The organism is Paenibacillus sp. J31R98, assembly GCF_056269245.1.
The window spans coordinates 67,836-91,198 of sequence record NZ_JBWDNO010000010.1; the positions used below are offsets into that span (position 1 = coordinate 67,836).

At 53.4% G+C, this 23,363-nt stretch carries 20 protein-coding genes; 12 read left to right on the forward strand and 8 right to left on the reverse strand.

Translation table 11 applies throughout. The features are described 5' to 3' along the window. Nucleotides 1-489 precede the first annotated feature (489 nt). The 3 genes from AC0YNX_RS27170 to AC0YNX_RS27180 all read left to right on the forward strand — a co-directional run bounded on the left by AC0YNX_RS27170 (nt 490) and on the right by AC0YNX_RS27180 (nt 4,750). The gene (locus AC0YNX_RS27170; protein ID WP_475818841.1) at nt 490-2,493 is read left to right on the forward strand and encodes a dihydroorotate dehydrogenase; all 2,004 of its coding nucleotides are present in this window, start codon (nt 490-492) and stop codon (nt 2,491-2,493) included. Next, a complete protein-coding gene (locus AC0YNX_RS27175; RefSeq protein WP_475818842.1) occupies nt 2,490-3,410 on the forward strand; it encodes a nucleoside hydrolase in 921 nt (306 codons plus the stop codon). Before AC0YNX_RS27170 ends, AC0YNX_RS27175 begins: the two co-directional genes overlap by 4 nt. Nucleotides 3,411-3,547: 137 nt before the next feature. Beyond that, nucleotides 3,548-4,750: a Calx-beta domain-containing protein gene (locus AC0YNX_RS27180; RefSeq protein ID WP_475818843.1), complete on the forward strand. Its 1,203-nt coding sequence runs from the start codon at nt 3,548-3,550 to the stop codon at nt 4,748-4,750. Nucleotides 4,751-4,878: 128 nt separating this feature from the next. Here the strand turns inward: AC0YNX_RS27180 and AC0YNX_RS27185 are convergent, their stop codons facing one another. Next, nucleotides 4,879-5,826, reverse strand: a complete 948-nt coding sequence (locus tag AC0YNX_RS27185; RefSeq protein WP_475818844.1) for a DMT family transporter — start codon at nt 5,824-5,826, stop codon at nt 4,879-4,881. A 179-nt stretch (nt 5,827-6,005) separates the two neighbouring features. Between AC0YNX_RS27185 and AC0YNX_RS27190 the strand changes: the two genes are divergently transcribed. Both AC0YNX_RS27190 and AC0YNX_RS27195 read left to right on the forward strand, forming a co-directional pair. Then, a complete protein-coding gene (locus tag AC0YNX_RS27190; protein WP_475818845.1) occupies nt 6,006-6,503 on the forward strand; it encodes a HugZ family pyridoxamine 5'-phosphate oxidase in 498 nt (165 codons plus the stop codon). A 20-nt stretch (nt 6,504-6,523) separates the two neighbouring features. After that, entirely contained in the window at nt 6,524-7,012 is a 489-nt protein-coding gene (locus AC0YNX_RS27195; RefSeq protein ID WP_475818846.1) for a DinB family protein, read from the forward strand. A gap of 78 nt (nt 7,013-7,090) precedes the next feature. Here AC0YNX_RS27195 and AC0YNX_RS27200 read toward each other — a convergent pair whose 3' ends face one another. The 3 genes from AC0YNX_RS27200 to AC0YNX_RS27210 form a co-directional block, all read right to left on the reverse strand. After that, a complete protein-coding gene (locus AC0YNX_RS27200) occupies nt 7,091-7,996 on the reverse strand; it encodes a peptidoglycan-binding domain-containing protein (RefSeq protein ID WP_475818847.1) in 906 nt (301 codons plus the stop codon). Between the two features lie 212 nt (nt 7,997-8,208). Continuing rightward, nucleotides 8,209-8,670 (reverse strand): flavodoxin, encoded by a 462-nt coding sequence (locus AC0YNX_RS27205; RefSeq protein WP_475818848.1) that lies wholly within the window; start codon nt 8,668-8,670, stop codon nt 8,209-8,211. A 176-nt stretch (nt 8,671-8,846) separates the two neighbouring features. Next, complete coding sequence (locus AC0YNX_RS27210; protein ID WP_475818849.1) at nt 8,847-9,635, reverse strand: alpha/beta fold hydrolase; 789 nt, start codon at nt 9,633-9,635, stop codon at nt 8,847-8,849. A gap of 239 nt (nt 9,636-9,874) precedes the next feature. Here AC0YNX_RS27210 and AC0YNX_RS27215 point away from each other — a divergent pair, with 239 nt between their 5' ends. The 5 genes from AC0YNX_RS27215 to AC0YNX_RS27235 all read left to right on the forward strand — a co-directional run bounded on the left by AC0YNX_RS27215 (nt 9,875) and on the right by AC0YNX_RS27235 (nt 13,875). After that, nucleotides 9,875-10,681 carry an alpha/beta fold hydrolase gene (locus AC0YNX_RS27215; protein WP_475818850.1) on the forward strand — a complete coding sequence of 269 codons (807 nt, stop codon included), beginning with the start codon at nt 9,875-9,877 and terminating at the stop codon, nt 10,679-10,681. Between the two features lie 27 nt (nt 10,682-10,708). Beyond that, nucleotides 10,709-11,692, forward strand: a complete 984-nt coding sequence (locus AC0YNX_RS27220) for a sensor domain-containing diguanylate cyclase (protein WP_475818851.1) — start codon at nt 10,709-10,711, stop codon at nt 11,690-11,692. Between the two features lie 31 nt (nt 11,693-11,723). Further along, entirely contained in the window at nt 11,724-12,455 is a 732-nt protein-coding gene (locus AC0YNX_RS27225) for a suppressor of fused domain protein (protein ID WP_475818852.1), read from the forward strand. Between the two features lie 136 nt (nt 12,456-12,591). Next, nucleotides 12,592-13,320 carry a siderophore-interacting protein gene (locus tag AC0YNX_RS27230; RefSeq protein ID WP_475818853.1) on the forward strand — a complete coding sequence of 243 codons (729 nt, stop codon included), beginning with the start codon at nt 12,592-12,594 and terminating at the stop codon, nt 13,318-13,320. A 30-nt stretch (nt 13,321-13,350) separates the two neighbouring features. After that, nucleotides 13,351-13,875 carry a MarR family transcriptional regulator gene (locus AC0YNX_RS27235; protein WP_475818854.1) on the forward strand — a complete coding sequence of 175 codons (525 nt, stop codon included), beginning with the start codon at nt 13,351-13,353 and terminating at the stop codon, nt 13,873-13,875. A gap of 48 nt (nt 13,876-13,923) precedes the next feature. On the opposite strand, the gene AC0YNX_RS27240 is transcribed toward AC0YNX_RS27235, so the two are convergent. The 4 genes from AC0YNX_RS27240 to AC0YNX_RS27255 all read right to left on the reverse strand — a co-directional run bounded on the left by AC0YNX_RS27240 (nt 13,924) and on the right by AC0YNX_RS27255 (nt 19,755). Beyond that, complete coding sequence (locus AC0YNX_RS27240; protein ID WP_475818855.1) at nt 13,924-15,996, reverse strand: hypothetical protein; 2,073 nt, start codon at nt 15,994-15,996, stop codon at nt 13,924-13,926. Nucleotides 15,997-16,189: 193 nt separating this feature from the next. Then, nucleotides 16,190-17,827 carry an extracellular solute-binding protein gene (locus tag AC0YNX_RS27245; protein WP_475818856.1) on the reverse strand — a complete coding sequence of 546 codons (1,638 nt, stop codon included), beginning with the start codon at nt 17,825-17,827 and terminating at the stop codon, nt 16,190-16,192. Between the two features lie 106 nt (nt 17,828-17,933). Then, nucleotides 17,934-18,818 (reverse strand): carbohydrate ABC transporter permease, encoded by an 885-nt coding sequence (locus AC0YNX_RS27250; protein ID WP_475818857.1) that lies wholly within the window; start codon nt 18,816-18,818, stop codon nt 17,934-17,936. Between the two features lie 13 nt (nt 18,819-18,831). Continuing rightward, on the reverse strand, nt 18,832-19,755 hold the full coding sequence (locus AC0YNX_RS27255) for an ABC transporter permease (RefSeq protein WP_475818858.1): 924 nt from the start codon (nt 19,753-19,755) through the stop codon (nt 18,832-18,834). A gap of 97 nt (nt 19,756-19,852) precedes the next feature. Between AC0YNX_RS27255 and AC0YNX_RS27260 the strand changes: the two genes are divergently transcribed. Next, nucleotides 19,853-21,559: a response regulator gene (locus tag AC0YNX_RS27260; RefSeq protein ID WP_475818859.1), complete on the forward strand. Its 1,707-nt coding sequence runs from the start codon at nt 19,853-19,855 to the stop codon at nt 21,557-21,559. Beyond that, nucleotides 21,556-23,322 (forward strand): cache domain-containing sensor histidine kinase, encoded by a 1,767-nt coding sequence (locus AC0YNX_RS27265; protein WP_475818860.1) that lies wholly within the window; start codon nt 21,556-21,558, stop codon nt 23,320-23,322. Before AC0YNX_RS27260 ends, AC0YNX_RS27265 begins: the two co-directional genes overlap by 4 nt. Nucleotides 23,323-23,363: the final 41 nt, after the last annotated feature.

Here is a 23,363-nt window from a genome sequence, read left to right on the forward strand (position 1 = left end):
CAGGACAGGGGCGGCGGGGCTGAGAGTGCAATTTTCGAGCTCTCAGCTTGAGAATCGGTCGATTTCTGCTCTGAGAGAGAGTGCAGTTTTTGCACTCTCAGATGTGGAAACTGCCGATTTCGGCGGTTTGGTAAGGCTGAGAGTCAAATATTCGAACTCTCAGCTTGGGAATCAGTCGGTTTCTGCTCTGAGAGTGCAGTTTTCGCACTCTCAGATATGGAAACTGCCGATTTCGGCGGTTTGGCGACGCTGAGAGTGTAATTTTCGAACTCTCAGCTTGGGAATCGGCAAATTTCTGCTCTGAGAGTGCAGTTTTCGCACTCTCAGATGTGGAAACTGCCGATTTCGGCGGCTTGGTGAGGCTGAGGGTGCAATTTTCGAGGCAGTAACTTCTTCAATGGAAGGAAAAAATATGTAAATGTAGGCGGACTCTTTTGCTATACTACAAGTACAAAATGACCTGTTCACAGCAAGGGAGGGACACCATCTATGCCGGATTGGTCTTATCAAACGTTATTCCGCCCCCTCCTGTTTCGTTTGCCCGGGCGGACGGCGCGCGCGCTGACGCTTGGCGCGATCGGCACACTCAGCCGCCTGCCGCTTGGCTCCTTCGTCATTCGTACGCTTGGACATATGGAGCCGTCCCCTTTGCTGCGCAGCAGCATTGACGGCGTAGAGCTACCAACGCCCGTTGGCCTCGCGGGCAGCGTCGATCCAGCCGGAACCGCGCACCGGGCGATGGCGCAGTTCGGCATTGGCTTTATTGAGCTCGGCCCGGTAATGGCCGAGCCTGTGGCCCGGGCTGCCGCAGAACCAACGGCCAGCGCCGTCGCTGCGCCGATTATGCTCGATGCCGCGAGCGAGCGCATCGTCTATCCGGCGTATGCGCAGAACGCGGGCGTCGCCGCGGCTGTCGCCCGCCTCGCGAAGCCGGGGCACGCGCTGGCGCAGCTCGTGCGGCTAACGCCGCTGCCGGGAAGCGCGCCGGAGCTGGCGCTCTCGCAGCTGCTGCCTATAATGCGGCAGCTGCGGCAAGCTGGCGCAGCCGGTTTCTTCGTGGATGCGCTGCAGCAGCCGCTTGATCCGCAAGGAGCCGCATGGCTGCTGGAGCAGCTTCGCACCTATACGCGCGCGGATGAAGCTCTTAGCGGAGCGCTCCTGTTTCTATATATCCCGCATGCCGCCGAGGAAGCTGCCTTGCTAAAGGTCCTACAAGCGATCGAGTTAGCCTCATGGACAGGCGCGGCCATTGGCGAAGCACGAACGGTCGCGTCGGACTCTGGCGATACAGGCGAGCTCGTACTCGACCCGCTTGACCGGCAAACATGCCTCGCGAAGCTGAAGCTGATCCGAGAACTGACGAGCCGCCCTGACGCAGACTTCCCGCTGATCGCCGCTGCCGGCATCTATGAGCCGCAGGATGCGCTTGACGCAATAGCTGCAGGTGCTTCCTACGTTATGCTCCATGCCGGATTTGTTTTTGCCGGACCGGGACTGCCGAAGCGCGTCAATGAAGCGATTGTACATGAGAAGGCGAAGCTGCTTCCAGCACCCGAGCCTGTGTCTTTCTGGCGGCATTGGGGCTGGATGTGCCTGCTCGGTATCGGCATGATCTTCGGCGGCCTGCTCGCATGGATGATCGCAGCTACCACTGTGCTGCTCCCTTATGACGAAGCTTTCCTCGGCATGAAGCGAGACGCCATCCATCACATCAACCACCGTTTGCTGCATTTCATGTCGCATGACCGAATTACGCTAGCCGGAACGATGATCTCGATTGGCGTCATTTATTATCAACTGGGGCGTTACGGGCTGCAATACAGCTTGCACTGGGCGCGCATGGCACTGCTGGTCTCTTGTACGGTCGGCTTCTTAAGCTTCTTCCTCTATCTTGGCTATGGCTACTTCGATCCACTGCATGGCTTGGTCGCCATACTGCTGTTGCCGATGTTTCTGCTCAGTATGCGCCGGAATCCCGACCAGCCCTTCCGGGGACCGGTCAATGTCAGGAATGACGCTGTTTGGCGGCGAGCCATGTGGGGACAGTGCTGCATGGTCGTGCTCGGATTCGCGCTCGTCATTGGCAGTATTACAATCTCCGGGTATGGCATTACGACTGTATTCGTACCGCAGGACCTTAGCTTTATGGGAACCACCGCCGCTCAGCTGCAGGCGGTGAATCCGCATCTCGTGCCGCTCATTGCTCATGACAGGGCAGGCTTCGGCGGAGCACTGTTCTCCGATGCGCTCGCGCTGCTGATGATGTCATTGTGGGGGCTGCAGCAAGGTCAGAGGTGGTTGTGGTGGACCTACCTGCTCGGTGGTTCGCCAGCCTTCATCGCCGCATTCTCGGTCCATATGCATATCGGCTACACCGACTTCGTCCATCTGTCTCCAGCCGTCTTCGCCCTCGCGCTCTATATAGGCGGGCTTGTGCTGCTTTACCCTTACCTGATGCCAAGAATGCCAAGTAGAAGGAGGCATCTGCAATGACATTATCCTCATCCTCATCCATTAAAAAAGTATGGCTCGACACCGACATCGGCGGCGATATTGATGACGCCTTATGCCTCGCTTACCTGCTTCAGCAGCCTGCCTGCGAGCTAATCGGCATCTCGACCGTTGGCGGTGAAGCTGAGCGGCGAGCCATGGTTGCCGATGCAATCTGCCAAGCAGCCGGGCGCCGGAACATCCCGATCTATGCGGGCGCTGACCGGCAGCTGCTGCCCAGCAGCATCTATCCGACGCCAGACGGCGCTTCCCGATTGCCGGACTGGCCTCACCGACTGATCACCAAGAAAGACCAAGCCGTCGATGCCATGCGCCGCGTCATCCGCGAACACCCGCACGAGATATCGCTGCTCGCAGTCGGACATTTGACCAACATCGCGCTATTGTTCCGGCTCGATCCGGACATTCCGAAGCTGATCAAGAAGCTGCATATTATGGGCGGCGTATTCTCCGCCCCGCTCGAAGCCAGTCCAGATATGCCGATGGGCAATTGGAACTCGTGGCTCGACCCGCATGCTTGCGCCATTGTATATGATGCCGATGTGCCGATTCGCCGAACGTTCGGGCTGAATGTGACCAGCCAACTTGTGCTGAAGCAGGAAGAGCGCCCGGATCTGTTTACCCGAGGCCAAGGAGACGTGATGCGTGCGGTGGGCGACTTCGGTTCGCCTTGGCTTGCGAGCCATGCGATGACCTTCCACGACCCGCTCGCGGCAGCTTGTTTGTTCGAGCCTCAGCTATGTTCCTATCAGCAGAACGGGTCCATTACGGTTGATTACACCACTACCGAGACTCTCGGCGCTATGGCTTTCCAGCCAAGTTCCGGCGGTGACGAGATTGCAGCCACAGTCGATCGCGAGCGGTTTTTCGAGCATTATTTTGCAATAGCTTGTCGCTGACGCTTTCTTGGAGCGCTCCATATCGGAGCGTTTTTTCTATGTCGAGAAACGAAGAAAATGCTCATTGACACTATACGTATCGTATCATAATATTAATAATGATACATATTGTATATTTTTGGAGGAGGAAAAATAAATTGAGCCTCAAGATGAAACGCAGCACGTTTGTTGTACTAGCTGGCTTACTCATGTTGATGATGCTGCTGCCGCAGCTTGTTTCGGCAGAAAGCCCGCTGAAACCCGGCCAACTCAAGCTCCAGCATGACTCGTACACCGTGAACGAGGGTGCAGGTATGTTAACGGTCAAAGTGCTGCGCACTGGTGGCAGCGACGGCAATGTCACAGTCGACTACTGCAACTGCGGCAATTCCGCCACCCAAGGCGTAGACTATGACCACGTGTATGGCACGTTGACATTCGGTGACGGTGTCACAGAGCAAACCTTGGAAGTGCCTATCGTGGATGACTCGTTGGTCGAAGGGACAGAGATGTTCAAGTTGAACTTGAGAAACCCGACCGGCGGCGCCACCATTATTCGTCCAGAATTAGCATGGGTATCCATTATCGACAATGACTCGAATAATGTGAAGAATGGATCCACATCGCATTCTCAAACCAGCGGCACCGTGGAAGGTACTATTACGAATGCCCTCACAGGCAAAACCGTGCCGAACCTGAAGCTGGAATTCCGCAGCGGCTCTAATGTTGTAGACGGTACAATTGTCGGCTCGGCGACGACTAATGATTCCGGCAACTACTCCGTGAGTCTGCCGGTAGGCAGCTACACGGCGACGATTGCTGGGACAGGCTATGTCACTGGCCAGCTGCTTGCTGTCTCTAACGCCGGCGTGACAACGGGCAAACAGAATGGGACCGTTACGCCAATTCTTGCGGATAATGAGATCCGCGTGATCCTCACTTGGAACGGCAACCCGGCCGACCTTGATTCCCATCTTACAGGTCCAAGCTCAGCCGCAGACCGATTCCACGTCTTCTATCCTACGGCTAACAAGCAGTTTGTCAAAGGAACATCGAGCGTCGCTCTCGATGCTGACGACAAGTCCAGCCACGGACCGGAAACCATTACGATTACAAACATTCAAGATGGCACCTACCACTACTCGGTTCATGATTTCACCTACAGATTCTCCAGCACCAGCGCTGCAATGTCCGGTTCCGAGGCCAAGGTAACGGTATATAAAGGCTCGAAACTTCTGAACACCTTCTCCGTTCCAACCCATACGCCAGGAACACTCTGGCATGTATTTGATATCGTAGACGGAGCTGTTGTTCCGGTGAACACGATGTCCTTCCAGATCAATCCTGCCACCGTTAAGTAAGAAGCAGCATGAAGAAGCCCCGCCTTCATCGAGAAGGCGGGGCTTCTTATTATCGGTGCTGCAACACGCAACGATTCGACTCGAGACACATTGCTTTCAGATTGCTAAAGATTGCTAACAGATTGCTTTCAGCTCAACCGCTCTTCCTTTTCCGCCCTTGCCCTGCCGCCGTTTAGTCTTTGACCAAGCCGCTGGATGGGTACGCCGGATAGAATCAGCAGCGCTGCAACGCCATCGATGGCGCTAAGTCTCTCCCCGAGAAGCAGCATAATAAAGAGCAGCGTAATGAAAGGCGTGAAGAAGGTGAAGCTCGCAACGAGCGATGCCGTGGAATAGCGAAGCGCCTGAATGTAGAGGAAGAATCCAAGCACAATGTTGCACATGCTGAGCCAGAACACACCTGCGAAATCCTCTAGGCGAGGAAGCGCCGGCTCGGAGAGGACGAACATGCCGCATGCTGACAGCACGAAGGAGACGACCGTCATGAATAATGTACTCAAGAGCATGTCCTGCTTATTGATTTTTACCAGATTCGTGAATAGCCCCCAACTGACCGCGGCCAGCACCGCCAGCAGATCTCCCGTCAAATTCGTGAACCGGAGCGTGGTGAAATCGCCTTTGGTCGTGAGCAGCACGGTCCCCATGAAGCCCATCAGTACAGCAATCAGCTTGTACCTGTTCATCCGCTCTTGATGAAACGGAATAGCGAAGAGCACGATGAAGATCGGGAACAAGTAATTCAGCATTGAAGCTTCCACAGCCGGAACACGGGTGAGTGCCTCCAAATATAGAAAGTCATACAGGAACACGAATATTCCGCATGCCGTCAGGAGCAGCAGCTGCCTCTTCGTCCATGATGCCAACGCCTGCAGTTTGCCTCGGCGGAACAGGGCAATGACGAAGAAGGACACCACTCCGACGCCATTCATATAAAATAACAGCTGATAGCTGTCCAGCTGCCCCAGCACAAGCTTGCTGACTGCAGCGACCGAACCCCAAAGCAGCAGGAGAATCGGCATTAATACATAGGGATTCTGTGAAGCGCGCAGCTTCTGAGTAGGTTGTCGTTCGCTCATCGGTACCTCACAATCCAATTCGGGCATCTAATCTTCCCATTGTAAAGGATGGTTGGTGTACCGTCCATGACCTTTAAATAACCCTTGAATTCCCTATTTCGGTAGGTTATGATGATGAAGCTGGTCTTATTGATAATGATTATCAATATTAATTAGAATAGGCCGAGGGGGAACTATTTTTGAACCAACCGAATACCGAGGAGCTCAAAGAACGGTATATATCGTTCGTAAATAGCCGCAAATCGCTTGTAATCAGTTCGCAGGACGAGCAAGGCGTGCCATTCGTCAGCTACGCGCCATTCGTCCAGACAGAAGGCAAGCTCTATATCTATATTAGCCGTATTTCGGACCATTACCGTTATGTCGAGAACAATGCACATATCCATGTCATGCTCATCGGCGATGAATCCGCTTCGCCGAATGTGTTCGCCCGTGAACGTGCGCGCTGGGTGTGCGAGTCGCAGAATCTTGGCAACGAAGGGTACGAGGAGATCTTCGCTATGTTCGATGAACGGTTTGGCGACAAAATGATGGGTATGCTGCGCGGGCTCGACTTCTCGCTGTTCGAGCTGACGCCATCAAGCGGCCGCTACGTCGTTGGATTCGGCCAGGCGTTCGATGTCGATCTGTCCGGCGAGCGATTCGAGCATGTCGTCGTTGACCGCAAAGATAAATAACAGAAGGGAGTGTATGTACGATGAATTATGAAGCTGTGCTGCCGATCTGGCGGGTTGTCCGCGATCGCTTTCAGAAGATGGTGGAAAGCTTGAACGAAGAAGAGCTCCACATGGCAATGACGCCGGAATCGGCTAAAATTACGCATATGATTCGCCATAATGCGGAGGTCGAGTACATGTTCGCCGATTGGTTCTTCGGTCGCAGCGTACCAGAAGACATTACATATCTGGCAAGCGGTAAAACCGATCACCATGATCCTGAGGCGTTCCGGCTCGAAGCGTCAATCGCCTTCTCCGCAGCGGCTGATGCCTATCTTACGGAGGCAATGAGCGAGCTTCCGGAAGACCTATGGGACATCGAGATCACTTCGAAGATCGGACCGTCAACACCGCGCGAAGCGCTCGGCCGCGCCATCTATCATACCGGCATCCATGCAGGCCAGATCGCCCTCATCCGTAAACATGCGCCGCAAGCTACGGCAGCAGTTAAACAGACAATCATTCAGTAAGCGAACATGACATCGCAATTCTACAAAAGAAGAACCAGGCCATGAATGGCCTGGTCCTCTCTCTTTATTATGAGGTGATTAGCGTCCTCTGCCTTCTGCATTCTCCTGCGGTGCAGGTGCATTTTCACCTGGCGCGTTGTTTCCTGGTGCGTTGTTTCCTGGAGCATTGTTTCCTGGAGCGTTATTGCCCGATCCATTGCCGCCACCTTGGCTTCCGCCTTTGCCTTGATCGCTTTTGCCACCTTGGTCGCTTTTGCCGCCTTGGTTGTCTTCTGTGCCGCCGCCTTGGCTTCCGCCTTTGCCGCCTTCAAAGCCTCCGCCCTGGCCGCCTCCTGCTCCGCCGCCATTGCCTTCGCCTTGACCGCCTCCTGCTCCGCCGCCATTGCCTCCGCCTTGGCCGCCTCCTGCTCCGCCGCCATTGCCTCCGCCTTGACCGCCTCCCGCTCCGCCGCCTTGGCCTGCACCTTGACCGCTTCCTGCTCCGCCGCCAAAGCCTCCGCCTTTACCTGCGCCACGACCTCCGCCAGCGCCTTTACCTCGTCCTAGATTCTTCGCCTGTCCTCTGCTCTTCGCGCGCATCTGCGCCTTCGCTCCGGACTTCTTGCTCTCATAGGCATAGACCATCGACTTCATCGTGCGCTTGTCGACATTACCCGTCACCGGCAAACCATGCGTCTTCTGATAATACTTGACGCCGCGAACTGTACTCGTATTGTAGACCCCATTAATCGGGCCTGCATAACTACCAAGCGACTTCAGCATCCCTTGGATGACGTACACATCCGGCCCGCGAGCGCCTTTGCCAATCGCTGAGCCAACATCCGGCATGCTCACCATGACGGTAAGTGCAAGCACTACGATTCCTAACCATTTAGCAGCCGATGCAAGCGGATTTCTTCCTCTCGGCCGTTGAGCGCGGTAATTCTCCTCCATACAGTAAGCACCTTCCTTGATTGGATATAAGTCGGCATTCGCTACCGCCATTACTATACCCAACAATGAATTTCCATTATGCTCCCTGCAATCGGTTATCGACCACTCTAAATTATTCCATTTTTAACTTTTTCAACAGATCGATCAACTGAGGAGGCTCCATCTGCTCCAGCTCGAGCTCCCTATCCTCTAAAGTCTCTGCTACATTGATTTGATCCGCGTTCTCAGTTCGGGATATGTAAATCTGATAAAGTAAGCCCATGTTAATGCACCTTTCCTTCCTGCGCGAAGCATGCAGCGAATTGACGCCCGAAATACTTGCACACCTCTCGCTCATCTCCACTTGGCGCAAATTCTATCTTAAGTCCGTTCAGCACGACGTCGGCGCCGATCTGCTTTAATTTGTCCATTAACAGATCAACTGCCGCTCCATACTCGGAATATCTAGAATCGCATGAGCCGAATACAGCGGCTTTCACGCCGGTAAGCTGCAGCTGATCCATCTCTTCATAGAAGCCAAGAAACTCATCCGGCAGCTCCCCGTCTCCCCATGTATACGCACCGAGAATAACACCATCATAATCTGCTAGCGACGCCGCCGAAGTGTCCATCACCATCTGGATCGTAATCACCCCGCCAACATCTCGAATTCCTTCTGCAATCAGGTCTGCCATATCTTCTGTATTGCCAGTCATGCTGGCATAGATCATGAGTATATTCGCCACCGCTAACACTCCCCATTCCGGTTCTCATCACTCATATTAATTGATAATGATTATCATTGTCAATTAATTCATGAGCAAAATTTCCCCAGTTGTCCAATTCGGTATAAACGACAAAAGCTGCAGGTTCCCTCTCGAGAACTTGCAGCTTCTGTATATTTGCATACTGTCTTGCAAGCTCACTGCTCGCCAATAAACTTGATTAGCAGCTGGTTCAGCCTGTCACGTTCCTCTATAAAAGCACCGTGTCCGCTAAATTCGAACGGTACGAACTGCGAATTCGCAATCATGCTATGCGTCTTCTCCCCTTGGCTGAACGGCACGATTTTATCATGAGTACCGTGGACGATAAGCGTTGGCACATGAATCTTGCTTAGATCGCTGCTCACATTCTCATCCCGCAGCATCGCCATAATCGCCGCTGTCGAGTAGCCCGCAGCGACAAGCCCGAGCTGGGAGAACCACTCCGTCATCGGCCCGCTCTGGTATTGGAAGAAGAACAAATCCGTAACGTCCCGAAGCATCTTCGGACGATCGTTCAGCGAATCGGTAATAAACTTATTCGCAATATCCTTCGGCACGCTGTCCGGCGCAGCTGCATCGAGAAGCACAAGCTTGCATACGCCATGGCCTTGATGTCGCGCCATGTACCGAATGGCGATCGCGCCTCCTGTGGAGTGCCCGACGAGTACCACATCTTTCAACTGCAGCGCATCCACAACTGCGCGAACATCATCCGCCAGCCTGTCGTAATTGTAGCCGTGGAATGGACGGTCCGATTCGCCGAATCCCCGCCAGTCCAAGCCGACGCACCTGAATCCAACACCTGGAAGCACATTGTATTGGTACTCGTACTGAAGATGGTTCAGCGGCCAGCCGTGAATGAATAGAATCGTTTTCTCGCCTTCCGGGTTAATGTCTTCTACGTATATGTTCACATTCTTCTCTGCTTTTACGAAAAATCCCATGCCCATATCTCCTTCGCTAGTGGTATCACACTAAGATACTCGCCTATGCGCCCAGAGGTGCAGCACTTTAGCTTGGCCGTCCTTCGTAATCTCAAACGGATGCTTTCTTTCATTCGACTATACTCGTCATTTTTCGTAGATTGGACATTCCCTAGCAGCGCCAATCAGGTATAATAACGATAAGCATCCCCTAAATACAGGAAATGCTTATTTATTTATTCGAGGGTGAGGTACTTCCTATGACAAACGACGTCCTAGCACGCAACAATGTGCATCTATCAGGCAAAGGCGAGCAGCCGATCATCTTCGCTCACGGCTTCGGCTGCGATCAGACGATGTGGCGTCACCTGGTCCCTCACTTTGAAGAGGACTACCGCGTCATCCTATTCGACTATGTTGGCTCGGGCAACTCCCATATTGACTGCTATAATCCAGATAAATATAACGATCTCCAAGGCTATGCACAGGATGTGCTGGACATCATCGAGACGCTTCAGCTGCGCGATGTCATCTTCGTCGGTCACTCGGTAAGTGGCATGATCGGGATGCTGGCTTCGAATCGCAACCCGGCTTCTTTTGCAAGGCTCATCATGGTGGGCTCATCTCCGCGATATATGAACGACCTTCCCGAATATTACGGCGGTTTCGATCGGCGCGACATCGAAGAGCTCCTCCAGATGATGCAGATGAACTTCATCGGCTGGGCCAGCTACATGGCCCCCGTCGCCATGCAGAATGCGGACCGCAAGGAGCTGACGGACGAGCTTCAGCAGAGCTTCTGCTCGAGAGATCCGCATATTGCGAGGCAATTCGCGGAAGTAACCTTCCTGTGCGATTACCGCGAAGCGCTGTCGCAATCGACCATTCCTGCTTTAATTCTACAATGCTCGCATGACAGCATCGCGCCTATCGAGGTCGGCAACTATTTGCATGCCCATCTGACGAACAGCACCCTGCTGCAACTGGAAGCGAGAGGCCATTATCCGCATCTGAGCCATCCAATTGAAACGACAAGCATGATCCAGCAATATTTGACCAGCGTGTAGACGCTGCTTGAGAGAGGCGGTGCCAAGATGGACGCAAAGCTAAACTACGCCCCTTGCGGTTATTTCTCAATATCCAGCGCCGGTATTCTGCAATCGGTGAACGCCACGATGCTGCGTATGCTCGGTTATGAACGGGATGAGCTGACCGGCCGGCATATCGAATCCGTCATGTCCGTGACGAATAAGCTGTTCTTCCATACGTATTTCTATCCGTTTATCCAATTGTACGGGCATGTCAACGAGATGTATTTCTCCATCCGAACGATCGATGAAAGGGATGTGCCAGTGCTTCTGAACGGGGTTCGGCAGGAACGGGATGGAGAGCAGGTTATCGACTGCGTTGTACTGGAGATGACGAAGCGGATCGAGCATGAGAAGGATGTGCTTCAGACCAAAGCTAAGCTAGAGGAGCTCTATCAGGCGACGCATCAAGCGAACCTGGAGCTTGAGCGGCTGCATGCCGAATACGAGATCAAGCAGCAGGAGCTGCTGGAGCTCAACGACCGACTTGAGGCACTGGCTTCGACAGATCCTCTGACTGGGCTTCGGAACCGGCGGTTCTTCGGTGAAAGTCTGCAGATGAATATCGCGCTATTCGAGCGAACACAGACGGTGTTCTCCCTGTTCATCGTCGATATTGATCATTTCAAGTCGATTAACGACACGTATGGACATCCTGTCGGCGACTTGGTGCTGGCGAGCCTAGCGCAGCTGCTGAAATCGCAATCGCGCGAGGAAGATATCGTTGCAAGGTACGGCGGCGAGGAATTCGTGATTATCGTGCCAGGAGTGGCCGACGAAGAAGCGCTCCGCATGGCCGAGCGGATATGCAAGGCAGCTGCTGCCACGCCATGCGGCGAGCAGCGCATTACGATCAGCATCGGCGTATCCACCGTAGCCGCTGGAGATACCGACAAGTCGCTGATCGACAAGGCCGATCAAGCGCTCTACGCCTCCAAGACAGGCGGACGCAACCGCGTGACGTCTTGGGCGAGTTTAGTGAAGAGCTAGCTATCATATTTTCTACTTTGGGAGGCTTATTATGAGTAAACAAGAAGTATCCCCTTCGGGGCAGCCCATCTATCGTCACGATGCCAAAGAACGTGAACTTGTACCCGCACACGGAAATGAAGATACGATCGACCGAATCACCGAGCATGTCGAGAAACATATTGGACCCGTTCAAACCGTGTTTCATGAGGTGGTCTCCGACCTGGTCCATATCGATATTCTTATTATAGCGCCAACGAAAGAGCGCAACTTCTACACACTTGTTACTTGTGGGATGAGCGACAAACCGATGACTGTTCCAGCAGGAGCCGAAGCATATCGTTATGCCGAGTTAATGATCTGTCTGCCGCCTGATTGGGATGTGTCCGAGGAAGGGTTTCGCAAGGAAGAGAACTATTGGCCTGTACGCAGCTTGAAAACTTTAGCACGGCTGCCACATGAACATCAAACCTGGTTGTACGCGGCGCACACAATTCCAAACGGCAATCCAGCTGAGCGCTATGCCGCTAACACCAAGCTTACTGGAATGATGCTCTATGTTCCTGCTACGATCAAAGAGATAAATGAATTTTTCACACTCCCCTTCTCACCTGAGAAAGAGGTGCATTTCTTTAATTTGATCCCGCTGTATACGGAAGAAATGGACTATAAGCTGAAGCATGGCGCCGATGCATTGCTCGATAAGCTCTCGAAAATAGGCGTTACCGATATTATTGATGTAGATCGCAAGAACAGCTGCAAGAAACGGTTTGGACTATTCTAATCATGCGCAGCCTATCAGGGCCGGGGTACCTTTATTCGTAAAGGCAGCTCCGGCTTTTTTCTTCCATTGTCGCTATTCATCATGCATGCTATATTATTTCCTAGGAAACAATAATACGACGAGGAGTTGATCCCCCATGGGATTTATTGAAAATATGGCTAAACGTTTCTCACACGAGGCTGTTGTCGTGCAGAAGAAGCAAATCGCCGAGCATACGTATCTAATCTCCATGCAACTGAAGGGTACGAAGGAATTTGCTTATACGCCCGGCGAGTTTCTACGCGTCCTCGTTGGCCTCGATCAAGATGCCAAATTCATGGACATGATTCGAACCTACTCGGTCTGGAACTACGATGCCACGGCGCGGACGATAGATATGGCTGTCAGCACATTCTCTGCTGGTGCTGGTGCTAGCTGGGCGGAACGCGTGAACGTCGGAGACGCGGTCTACTACTCTGGGCCAAAGGGTAGATTTACTGTGAATGAAGGCGACAGCAGCGACTATTATATTCTGATCGGTGATATCTCTGCGCTGGCTCACCTGTACGAAATTCGGCGACATCTGCCTGCTCAGAAGCAGGTGCACAGCTTCATCTACGCGGATAACGAGAAGGACTTCTTCGCTGATCTGGGCGGGAGTACGCCGCTCTCCTTCAGCAAGCTGCCTCTGAATCCGAGCCAGCAGCTCATTGAACAGCTCCGCCCGATCGTGCAGCAGGCGAAGGGCAAAGGCATGGTCTATGTCGGCGGCGACGGAAGGGTATGCGCGGAGCTGCATCGTTACTTCAAGAAAGAGCTGCAGTGGGAAGCCGGACAGGTGAAGACGAAGCCTTTCTGGATGCCGGGCAGGAGAGGACTCGAATAAGGATTCGTGTGCTAGAAAGGAAGCTGCTAGATGGACGAGCAAGCGAAGAAACAGCTTTATGTGAGGCTTCAGAAGCTGTTCCATGTAATCGAAGATTATCATACGAAGGAGCAGAAGCTGATGCTTGCTCTTGCGAAGCAATCGGGCGCCTCGAATACGACGAGTGACTTAACGGGGGCAGAGGTTCATCTCGTCATGCAAGTCGGTCTTGCCGAGTCCATTAATGTGACAGGTCTTGCGGCTCAGCTGGAATTGACCAAAGGCGCGATTACCAAGATATGTGCCAAACTGAAATCTCGTGGTTGGATTGAGCGGGTAACCATTGAAGGGAATCTCAAAGAGGTCCATTACCGTCTTACTTCCGAAGGGCAGAAGGTATATCAGTCTTATGCTGAGTACGACAAGATGGCGGAGGAAGAATTCCAGCAGTTTATTGTGCCTTATAGCACTGTGGAGCTTCAAGTCATTGAGCGGTTTGCAGGTGATCTGTCAGGTGCACTCGAGCAGGCAATGAGCGCGATGGACGGTCATATCGAGGGTTCGCAGAAGCAATGAAGATAGCCGGGATACACCTCTATAGAGAGGCGTATCCCGGCTATTCTATTACCAATGCGAGTTGTACACCGGCGCGCTGTTCGGATTGTTGCTGCCGTACGAGAGATTGCCTTTCGTCAGCACATCCTCGTCGTAGTAAGCTTCATAGGCGAGCGTAGAGCCAAGGCTGTTGAAGAACGACCACATTTTCTCAATGTAGAACGGATTGTCGTTCCCATAGTTAGGCGCTGCACCGTGGTAGAGGCCCCACTCCGGCACGCTGAATTTCTTCCCATGCGCTACCGCAAAATCAATCCAGTGCTGCAGGCCGTATGCCCCGCCTATATGGCTGTTCGTGAACGTAGCATCATCGAACACCGGCGGCCATTGATCGTAGCTATCCACGCCGATGTAATCGACAACATCATCACCCGGATAGACGAGCGCCGGGTCTGCACCGCCTGCTGCCTTCAAGCCGTGTCCGCGGTTGACGTTCCAGTCAATCTTGACGTTCGGCGCAGTCGCTTTAATAGTAGACGCGACTTGACGGAAGCAGCCTTTCCAATCGGTCATGTTCGCCGTCGTGACGGAGTGAGCGAACCAGTCGCCGTTAAACTCCCAGCCGAGACGGATGATCGCGCCGCCTTGGCCGTGACTGACAAGATTCTGCGCGAAGGTCGTCCAGTTGCTGTTGTAATTGCCGGCCGCGCAGGCGGAGAATGTCGCGCCAATGTTCTCAGGGAACATCGGCATGGCATACGTCGGCGTCCATGGCGCGTTCTGCCAGCCGTTCAAGAAAGCTCCGCTCACCGTCATGATGTCCCACGAATAGCGGTACGGGAAGTTAGTCGTAATGTCCGCGAGCCGTCCGCGCCACGATTCGAAGTTCTGAATCGCTGTCCAATTAGCCTGATCGTTCGTCGTGCGGTATACGCCGGACTTCCAAGGCAAGCCGCTGCGGTTGGTTGGCGGAGTAACCGTGCCGCCGCCCGTCGAGAAGATGGCTAAGCCTGCGAGCTGTGGATCGCCCTTGGTCGAGCGCAAGATGTCGATGTTCAGCACGCCGTCGCTGACCGTCACGTTATACGGCCCGTACTTCGCCCAGCTGCCGAGCGCAAGATCGCCGATCCCCGTGGCAGCCGTCGTGCCTTCGAGCTTCACGTCCTCATTACGGAAATTGCTCTGGTAATTCTCAAGCGTCCATAGATAAACCTGATAAGAGCCGTTCGCAATGGTCTGATTAAGCGAGAAGCCCTGCCCGTTCGCAGGACCGCTGCGGTACAAGGCGGATTGGAGCATCGTCTGCGTATTGGTATCCGGCGTTGGATTCAACGCGAAGGAGTAAGTTCCGCTGAACGTCGAGGCGTTGGAAACCGTCAGACCGCTGCTCAGTGCGGACGAATACGATATCCAGCTGTTGCCGTCGATCGTCGTCGCCGCGCCGTTCAGATTGATGCCCTTTACGAAAGTCGGGCTGCTGCCTGCCGTCACCGTGACGTTATCCATTGTTGTCGTATTCAGTACGGTGTTGTTCTGGCCGGATACGGCGAGGCCAATGTACACGCTCGATGACATGGAGACCGTCACCGTGCCGATCTGCGTCCAAGACGTGCCGTTGCTCGATATCGAGCTGGTGAACACGTTGCCAGCACGCTGAAGCTTCACCCAATATGGCGCTGCGACGCCTGTTTGCGTAACGGTTGCCGTACTGCCTGAAGCGGTGCTGCGGCTGACCATCTGTGCCCCGGATGTAGAGGCATACTCCATGACCGTCGATACATGCTTCGCGCCGGTCGTGAGCGCTTCGCGAATCATGACGCCGCCCTTCGCCCACGCGCTCGTATTCGAGATGGATGCGACGCGAGCCACGATTGTGCCATCACCGCTAAGCGGTTGATAGACGTAGCGGAATTGGTCGGCCGTCCCGGCGATATCCGTGCCCGACGCCTGGATGGTGTATGTACCCGACGCATAATCACCGGAGCCGGCTACGCCGACCGAACCGATGTCCTGTTGCTGCCATGGGCTTGGTACGGCTGCCGAAGCTTGCTGCGTGAAGGTAAACAAGCTGGTCAGGAGCATCGTTGCCAGCATGACGAGCATGCTCTTGCTTAATTTCCTTGCTCGAATAGAATGGACCATGAACATAAACACCTCCGATTCAAAATAAGTACTATGTTTTCCTCTCTTCTACACGGACGCCTATAGCGCCGCCCAACTCCCCCCTTCCCTATACCAACCTTTATGAATGCGCTTCCATTGAAGCTATACGAAAAGGGAACTGTCGATTCGTCATCAGCAGTTCCCCTAGTCGTCTGTGCGTATGTGATGCTAATTACGAGCCTGGCGTGAATGCGTCGAGTTGCTTCTGAATCTCTGTCTTCACTTTGTCATAACCAGCTGCCTTGAGCTCAGCCGCCGCTTTCTTCAGTGCTTCGTCCGGATCGACTGCTCCGTAAGCAAGCGCGCCGCCATACTTGATGAACACATTATTCAAAGCTGCAATTTCGTTCTTGATGGAATCCGTGTTCGGCTTGAAGTTGGCGTATGGATTGTCCTTCGCTACGCTTGCCATGTACTGGACATGCTTCGCGTAATCCGGGTAATCGGTCGTGGACGGCTTGTTGAAGCCGACCCAGTCGCCGAAGCCCCATGGATACTGCCATTTCGGATAGAGAGATGGATCCGTGCCGGCAGGAACCTCAATCTGCGATTTGTCCGCCGTATACTCCCAGTGCTTGCCTTCGATGCCGTAGATCATGAGCATGTAATAGTTCGGATCGCTGAAGAACTTATCCATAAACATAAGTGCGCGCTCTTTATTGTTCGATGCAGATGGAATGGCCATCATTCCGGAATCGTAAGCCAGCTTAATGAACGGGCCTTCCGGCGAGAACGATTGGAACGAGACATTCCAGTCGGGATGCGCCGAATTGATGCTGTTGAACGAATCGCGGAACTGGTTATCGCCGTATGCAGCGAGTGCCGATTGACCGGACTGGAAGGAATCGCGGGAAGGCGTCTTGTTGTTCAATACGTTCTTGTTGATGTAGCCTTTCTGGAACATATCGCGAATCTTCGGATAAGCAGCTAGCAGATCCGGATTGTCGAAGGACGAGCTCACTTGCGGCTTCGCTTCCAGCGGATCGAACATGAACATGTTCGCTGGCAAGCCTGGAACGGAAACAAGCGATTCCTTCTTCGTAATGAACGATGTCAGCGGGTAGTCGCCAACGGACGCGCCTGTGTTGAACGGAACGATCTTCGGATCCGTTTCCTTAGCTGCTGCCAAGTACTTCTCAACATCATCGAGATTCGTCAGAGCCGTAATGCCAGCCTTGCTCATAATGTCGCCGCGTACCGCAAGTCCCGCATCTTGATACTCGAGGTAGTTACGCGGTACTGCAATGACTTTGCCATCGACGGTCGCATTCGCCCACGCCTCAGGCGGCAGCTTCTGCTCGGCGTTTGGCGCGTACTTGTCCAGCATGTCTTTCGTCAGCTCCGTGAACGCGCCCTTCTTCGCATTGTCGCTGTAGCCGAGCCAGCCAGCTGTGTAAATCATGTCGACGTTCTGGCCGGACATGAGCATAAGCGGATATTTGCTGTCCAGGTCGCCCCAGCCGATCCAGACGAAATCGACGTCCGCGTTCAAATCCTTGTTCGTCATTTCGTTCAATTTGGCTTTTACCGTGTCGAAGTCCTTCGGCGGGTCGCCAAGCGCTGCCCATGTCAGCTTCACATGCTTCGAGATATCCGGGCCGGACGAAGCTGTATTCGTACCGGCGGAAGCGTTGCCATCACTGGCCGCGTTATTTCCCGTCCCCTTCGTATTGTCCCCACTGCTCGCGCTCTTGTTGCCTGCCGCATTGTTCGATCCATTGTTGCTGTTCGATCCGCAAGCTGTCATCGTTGTGCCGAGGATAAGCGCAAGCGTTCCGATCATAATCGCTTTCTTGGTCTGCGTCTTCAATCCGATTGACCTCCTCATGTTCGTTCATTCTAATCTGCTGTATGTTAATCCGCTATACGGTATTAACCAGAAGCCATACTTTCATGTGTTTACTGTGCTCTACTTGCTACCCTTTCACTGCGCCAACCGTCAGCCCTTTGACAAAATACTTCTGCACGAAAGGATAAACGAGCACGACTGGCCCAATCGAGACGACGGTCATTGCGAGCTTCACGGTTTCATGCGGCAGCTCGACCGTCGGAATGCCGTTGTTGCCAGCTGCGTAAGAGAGGAATTCAATGTTCGTGATCATTTTGTACAGCATGTATTGCAGCGGGAACTTGTTCTGATCGTCAATGAACAGTGCCGCCTGATACCAGTCATTCCAATACCCCAGCGCGATAAACATGCCAATCGACGCGAGCGCCGGCTTCATGAGCGGCAAGCAGAGCCGAGTGAAGATCGTGAATTCGCCTGCCCCGTCGACCTTTGCCGATTCCGGGATAGCATCCGGCACCGCTTTCAGGAAATTCCGCATAATGAGAATATAATACGGGGACAGCAGCAGCGGTACGATTAGAGCCAGCAAGCTGTCCTTCATATGATAATATTTCAACATAATCAGATAATAGGCAACGAGTCCGCCGTTGAACAATGTCGTGAAATAGAAGAAGAAGGCGAACTTGTTGCGGTAGCGGAAATCCTTGCGGTAGAGCACGTATGCCGTCATCGCAGTGATGAACAAGCCTGCGGCCGTACCCACTATCGTAATGAACAGCGTAACGCCGTATGCTTTCAGCAAGGAAGTCGGATCGGTCAGAATGGCACGATAGGACTCGACCGAGAATACGGATGGCCATAGGCCGTAGCCGTTGGTCATGACGGCACTCTCAGAAGTAAATGAGCCTGCAAGCACCATGATGAACGGAATAACGCACAGCAGAGCGACAACAGCGATGACGACATATGCGACAATGTTCAGTGCCAGCTTATCGATTTGGATTGCTTTCATATCCCGTTCTCCTTTAGTAGAGGGCGTTTTCTTTGCTGAATTTGCGGACGATGCCATTGACGACGCTAATCGTCAGGAAGCACAGGACGGACTGGACGCAAGCCGCAGCCGATGACATCGGAATGTCGCCCATTTGGGATAATGCTCGGAACACGTACGTGTCGATAATGTCTGTCGCATCGTATAGATTGCCGTTGTTGCCGACCAACTGATAGAACATTCCGAAATCCCCTCTGAAAATATTGCCGACCTGCAGCAGCACCATGATAATGACCGTCGGTACGATATTCGGCAGCGTGATGCGGAAGATCTTCTGAAACACGTTCGCGCCGTCGATATCCGCCGCTTCATACATCTCTTCGTCAACACTGAGTATGGCACCAAGATACAGCACCGAGCCGTAGCCGATCCACTTCCAATTGTTGAAGAAGACGAGGATGTACTTCCACATGCCTGGCGAGCTGTACACATCTACAGGGTCGAAGCCGAGTGCTTTCAACGCCGTGTTCACGAGACCGTAATCGAAGTTGAACAAGTTGTAGAAGAAAGCGCCCACGATAACCCAGGAGATGAAATACGGCAGAAACATCAAGCTTTGCGAGAATCGGCTCATGAACTTCGATGATAGCTCGGAGAGCAGAACCGCGACCCCGACCTGGAACACGGTACCCGTTACGATAAAGGCCACGTTGTAGAAGAACGTGTTTTTGAAAATATTCCAGATTTGTCCCGAGAGGAACAGGAACTTGAAGTTGTTGATGCCGTTCCAATCGCTGAAGAAGATGCCGCGGTCGAAGCGGAAATTCTTGAAAGCAACGATAATGCCCGCCATCGGCAAATAGGAGAACATGACGAAGAACAGCACCGCAGGTAGAATCATCAACAGGAAAGAACGATTTTGGACAAGATAGAACAGCATGTTTCGTTTGCGGACCATAGGCTATGCACACTCCGTTACTAGGTCGTTGTTACTGGCTATACCCTGATTATAGGAGGGTGAAAGCACTTACAATAGGATGCGGTTTTATAATTTGGTGCACTATTCTATAGTCTGCTTAACGTTCTGGTTGTGGCATTGGCGCCGAATCTGCTATGGTGAATCTACGAGAATGATGCCGGAAGGAGCTGTCTGCTGCTTGCTCAACCTATTGATTGTAGATGATGAGAAACGGACCCGGGACGGGCTCAAAATGTGTTTGCCTTGGACGGACTACGGAATCGGCGAAATCCGCGAGGCCGATGACGGCCATACCGCACTGGAAACCGCGCTTGCGTTCAAGCCGGATATTATACTGTCCGACATCCGGATGCCGACGATGACGGGCATTGAACTGGCGCAGCGTGTACAGGCCGAATTGCCGCGCTGCAAGTTCGTCTTCATTAGCGGCTACGCCGACAAGGAATATCTGAAAGCGGCGATTCAGTTGAAAGCCGTTAGTTTTATCGAGAAGCCGATCAGCGTCGCTGAGCTGAAAGGCTGCATTGGCAGCGTAACCGAAACTTGCCGGCAGGAAGCGGAGCAGTTCCAGCGTCTTGCGGAATCGGCAGCCAAGCTTACGACGAGCATTGGCATGCTGCAGCGGGATTATGCCGTTCATCTTGCCCTAGGCAGCCCCGATACAGAGAATATGAGCCGTCTGCTGGCTGACTCGGGCTTCGGGCTTCCTTCAGACGGCAATTATGTAAGCGTTTTATTTGATCTGCGCCTTGGCTTTGCGCCGGACAGTTCCGCGGAACAAGCGGCGACGCTCCGCGCCTGCTTGGATGACGCGCTCGCGCATGAATTCGGCAGGCAGCGAATTACGTATTTGTCCGGCACGATTGATGGCACGCATCTTGTGGCACACTTGCTGCTGACTCCGGCGCTCGGCTTGAACGATCTGCGCGCCTCCGCTGATCGGATTAAAGCGGACTTCGCCGGTCGATGCGGCGAGACATCGGGGCATTTGTTGTTCGCAGGCATCAGTCAGCCGGTAAGAGGAACCGCACAGCTGCATCGCTCTTATCAAACAGCGCTTACGGCGGTGAAGCAGGTTTCCTTCCTAGGTAACAGCCGTGCCGTCATCTTCGAGGAGCAGCCCGCCGGCGTAGCCTTGCCAACCGACAAGCTCGTGCGCGAGTTCGGACCGCTTGTCCACACCTGCAACAGCGCGGTATTCCCGTTCATAACGGCGCTCTCCCGCGAAATACGCGGTCACGCCGCGTCGATCGACGACGTGAAGATGCTCTTCTACAAGCTGCTGCTCGCGCTGTACGCCGAAGCACAGCACAAATTTCTTGGCCGCTACTTGGAAGGCCGCAAGGAAGAATATCTATGGCACCGGGTCGCGGACAGCGGCACGCTTCACGAGCTGCTGGCCTTTCTGGAGTCAGAGGTGCGTGCTTATTTCGACGCTGTCGCTTCCGTCGGCGCGCAAAGCCGCGTCGTGCATGAGACGATCCGGTATATCGAGCGCCATTATCAGGGCGGCGGCTTCACCATAAGCGATATTGCCTCGCATCTTCATCTGACGCCCGCATACCTTAGCCAGATTTTCAAGAAAGACACCGGCCAGACGATTAACGACTATATGAATGCTTATAAGGTCGACCGGGCGAAGGAGCTTCTGGCTGACCGGGGCGTTAAGCTAGTCGAAGTGGCGGCGCGCAGCGGCTATAATGACGCCAAATATTTCACGAAAACATTTAAGCGCGTCACGGGCATTACGCCTTCCGAATACAGGGAGAATGCACAGAAATGACAATCAGCATAAAGACGAAACTGTTCTTCTCCTATCTGATCCTGATCTTCGTGCCGCTCATCGTGCTGACAGGCCTGACCTATTGGCGCGTATCCTCACAGATGGAGGACAACATGCAGCGTACGTCTCGCAACGCGCTCACGCAATCGACCACTTACCTCGAGACCAAGCTGAACAACCTGCTTAATGCAACGGACATTATCTATTTCGACAAGACGCTGCAGGACGTCATTACGGTGAATCCAGCCATCTATGACGATGATTATATCCAGCAGAATATCGACCAGAATAATCTGATCACGCTCATGAACCAAATCGAACATAACTCCGACGTGCAGCAGGTCCGGCTCTACATGAGGGACATTCCCGGCTACTTGTACGATAACATTCGGTTCTTCGTATTTAAGGATTTGGATAACCTTCCATGGTATGAGGGGTTGAAGGCTTCCAGATCGGTCGTGACCTGGATTCCGCCCAGTCGGTTCGCAGAAGAAACGAAAGGCAGCACTCCGATTATATCGCTTGCAAGACGGATTACGCTCAAAACGTTCAACGTCGCTGACGGCGTCATTCGCATCGATATGCGGGAGCCGGTCGTGAAGGACATCGTTGCGCAGGCTAACGTTACGTCCACGGGTCTATCTTACATCGTGAATGACAGCGGGGAGGTCATTACCGCTTCGGGCAATCCCGATCTGCTGGCAAATACCGAATTGCGCAAAGCCGCCGAGCAAGCCGCTCGCGCGGATCAGGACAGCAGCGATATCCATGCGGGCAATGCGGACTTCCTGACGTTATCTCGAACGATTGCGAATACGGATTGGACATTCATCTCGGTCATTCCGTACAACGAAATCAAATCAAGCGGCAACGATGTTCGCTTCTATATGATTCTCATGCTGCTCGCGACCGGCGTCATCGCTTTCCTGCTCGCTTACTTGTGGTTCAACTCCACCGCACTTCGGCTGAAGCATCTGGCAAGGAACATCCGGAATGTGACCAGCGGCAACTTCCATACGCGCATCCGGGTATCGTCGAAGGATGAGATCGGCCAAATCTCGCAGGATTTCAACTACATGGTGACCGAGATGGCCGCTATGATCGAAGATCGGTTCGAGACGGGCAAGAAGATCAAGTCGCTGGAGCTGCGTTCGCTGCAATCCCAGATTAACCCGCACTTCCTGTACAACTCGCTTGATATGATCAACTGGTCCGCCGTCATGAGCGGCAACACCGAGATCGAAACCATGATCCAGTCGCTCTCGACCTTCTACAAAATCGGCCTCAGCAAAGGGGACGACATTATTCCGATCAAGCATGAGCTGGAGCATGTTCAGGCGTTCGTCATGCTGCAAAATCTGCGGTACCAGGATCAGATTCAGCTCGTGCTTGAAGTTGACGAGGACATGATGGAGCTGCTCATGGTGAAGATCACGCTGCAGCCCATTGTGGAGAACGCGATCCTTCACGGTATTCTGCGCAGCCCTGCCAAATCCGGCACGATCCGAATCTCGGGCTTCCGTCGGAGCGATATTGTCGTCTTCAGCGTGTCTGACGACGGAGTTGGCATGCCCCCCGAGACCGCTCTGCGCATCTTGGACGCCGAGACATCCGATGGGTTTCATGGCTATGGCATCAAGAACATTCATGAGCGCATTCAGCTTCTGTATGGCACTTCATACGGCTTGTCTTATGAAAGTGAACTCGGCAAAGGCACGACGGTTACCATTACGCTGCCGGCTGTCATGAGGAGCCTGCCCTAGCGAATGCCAATGTAAAAAAAACCTTCAAACCCACATGGTGG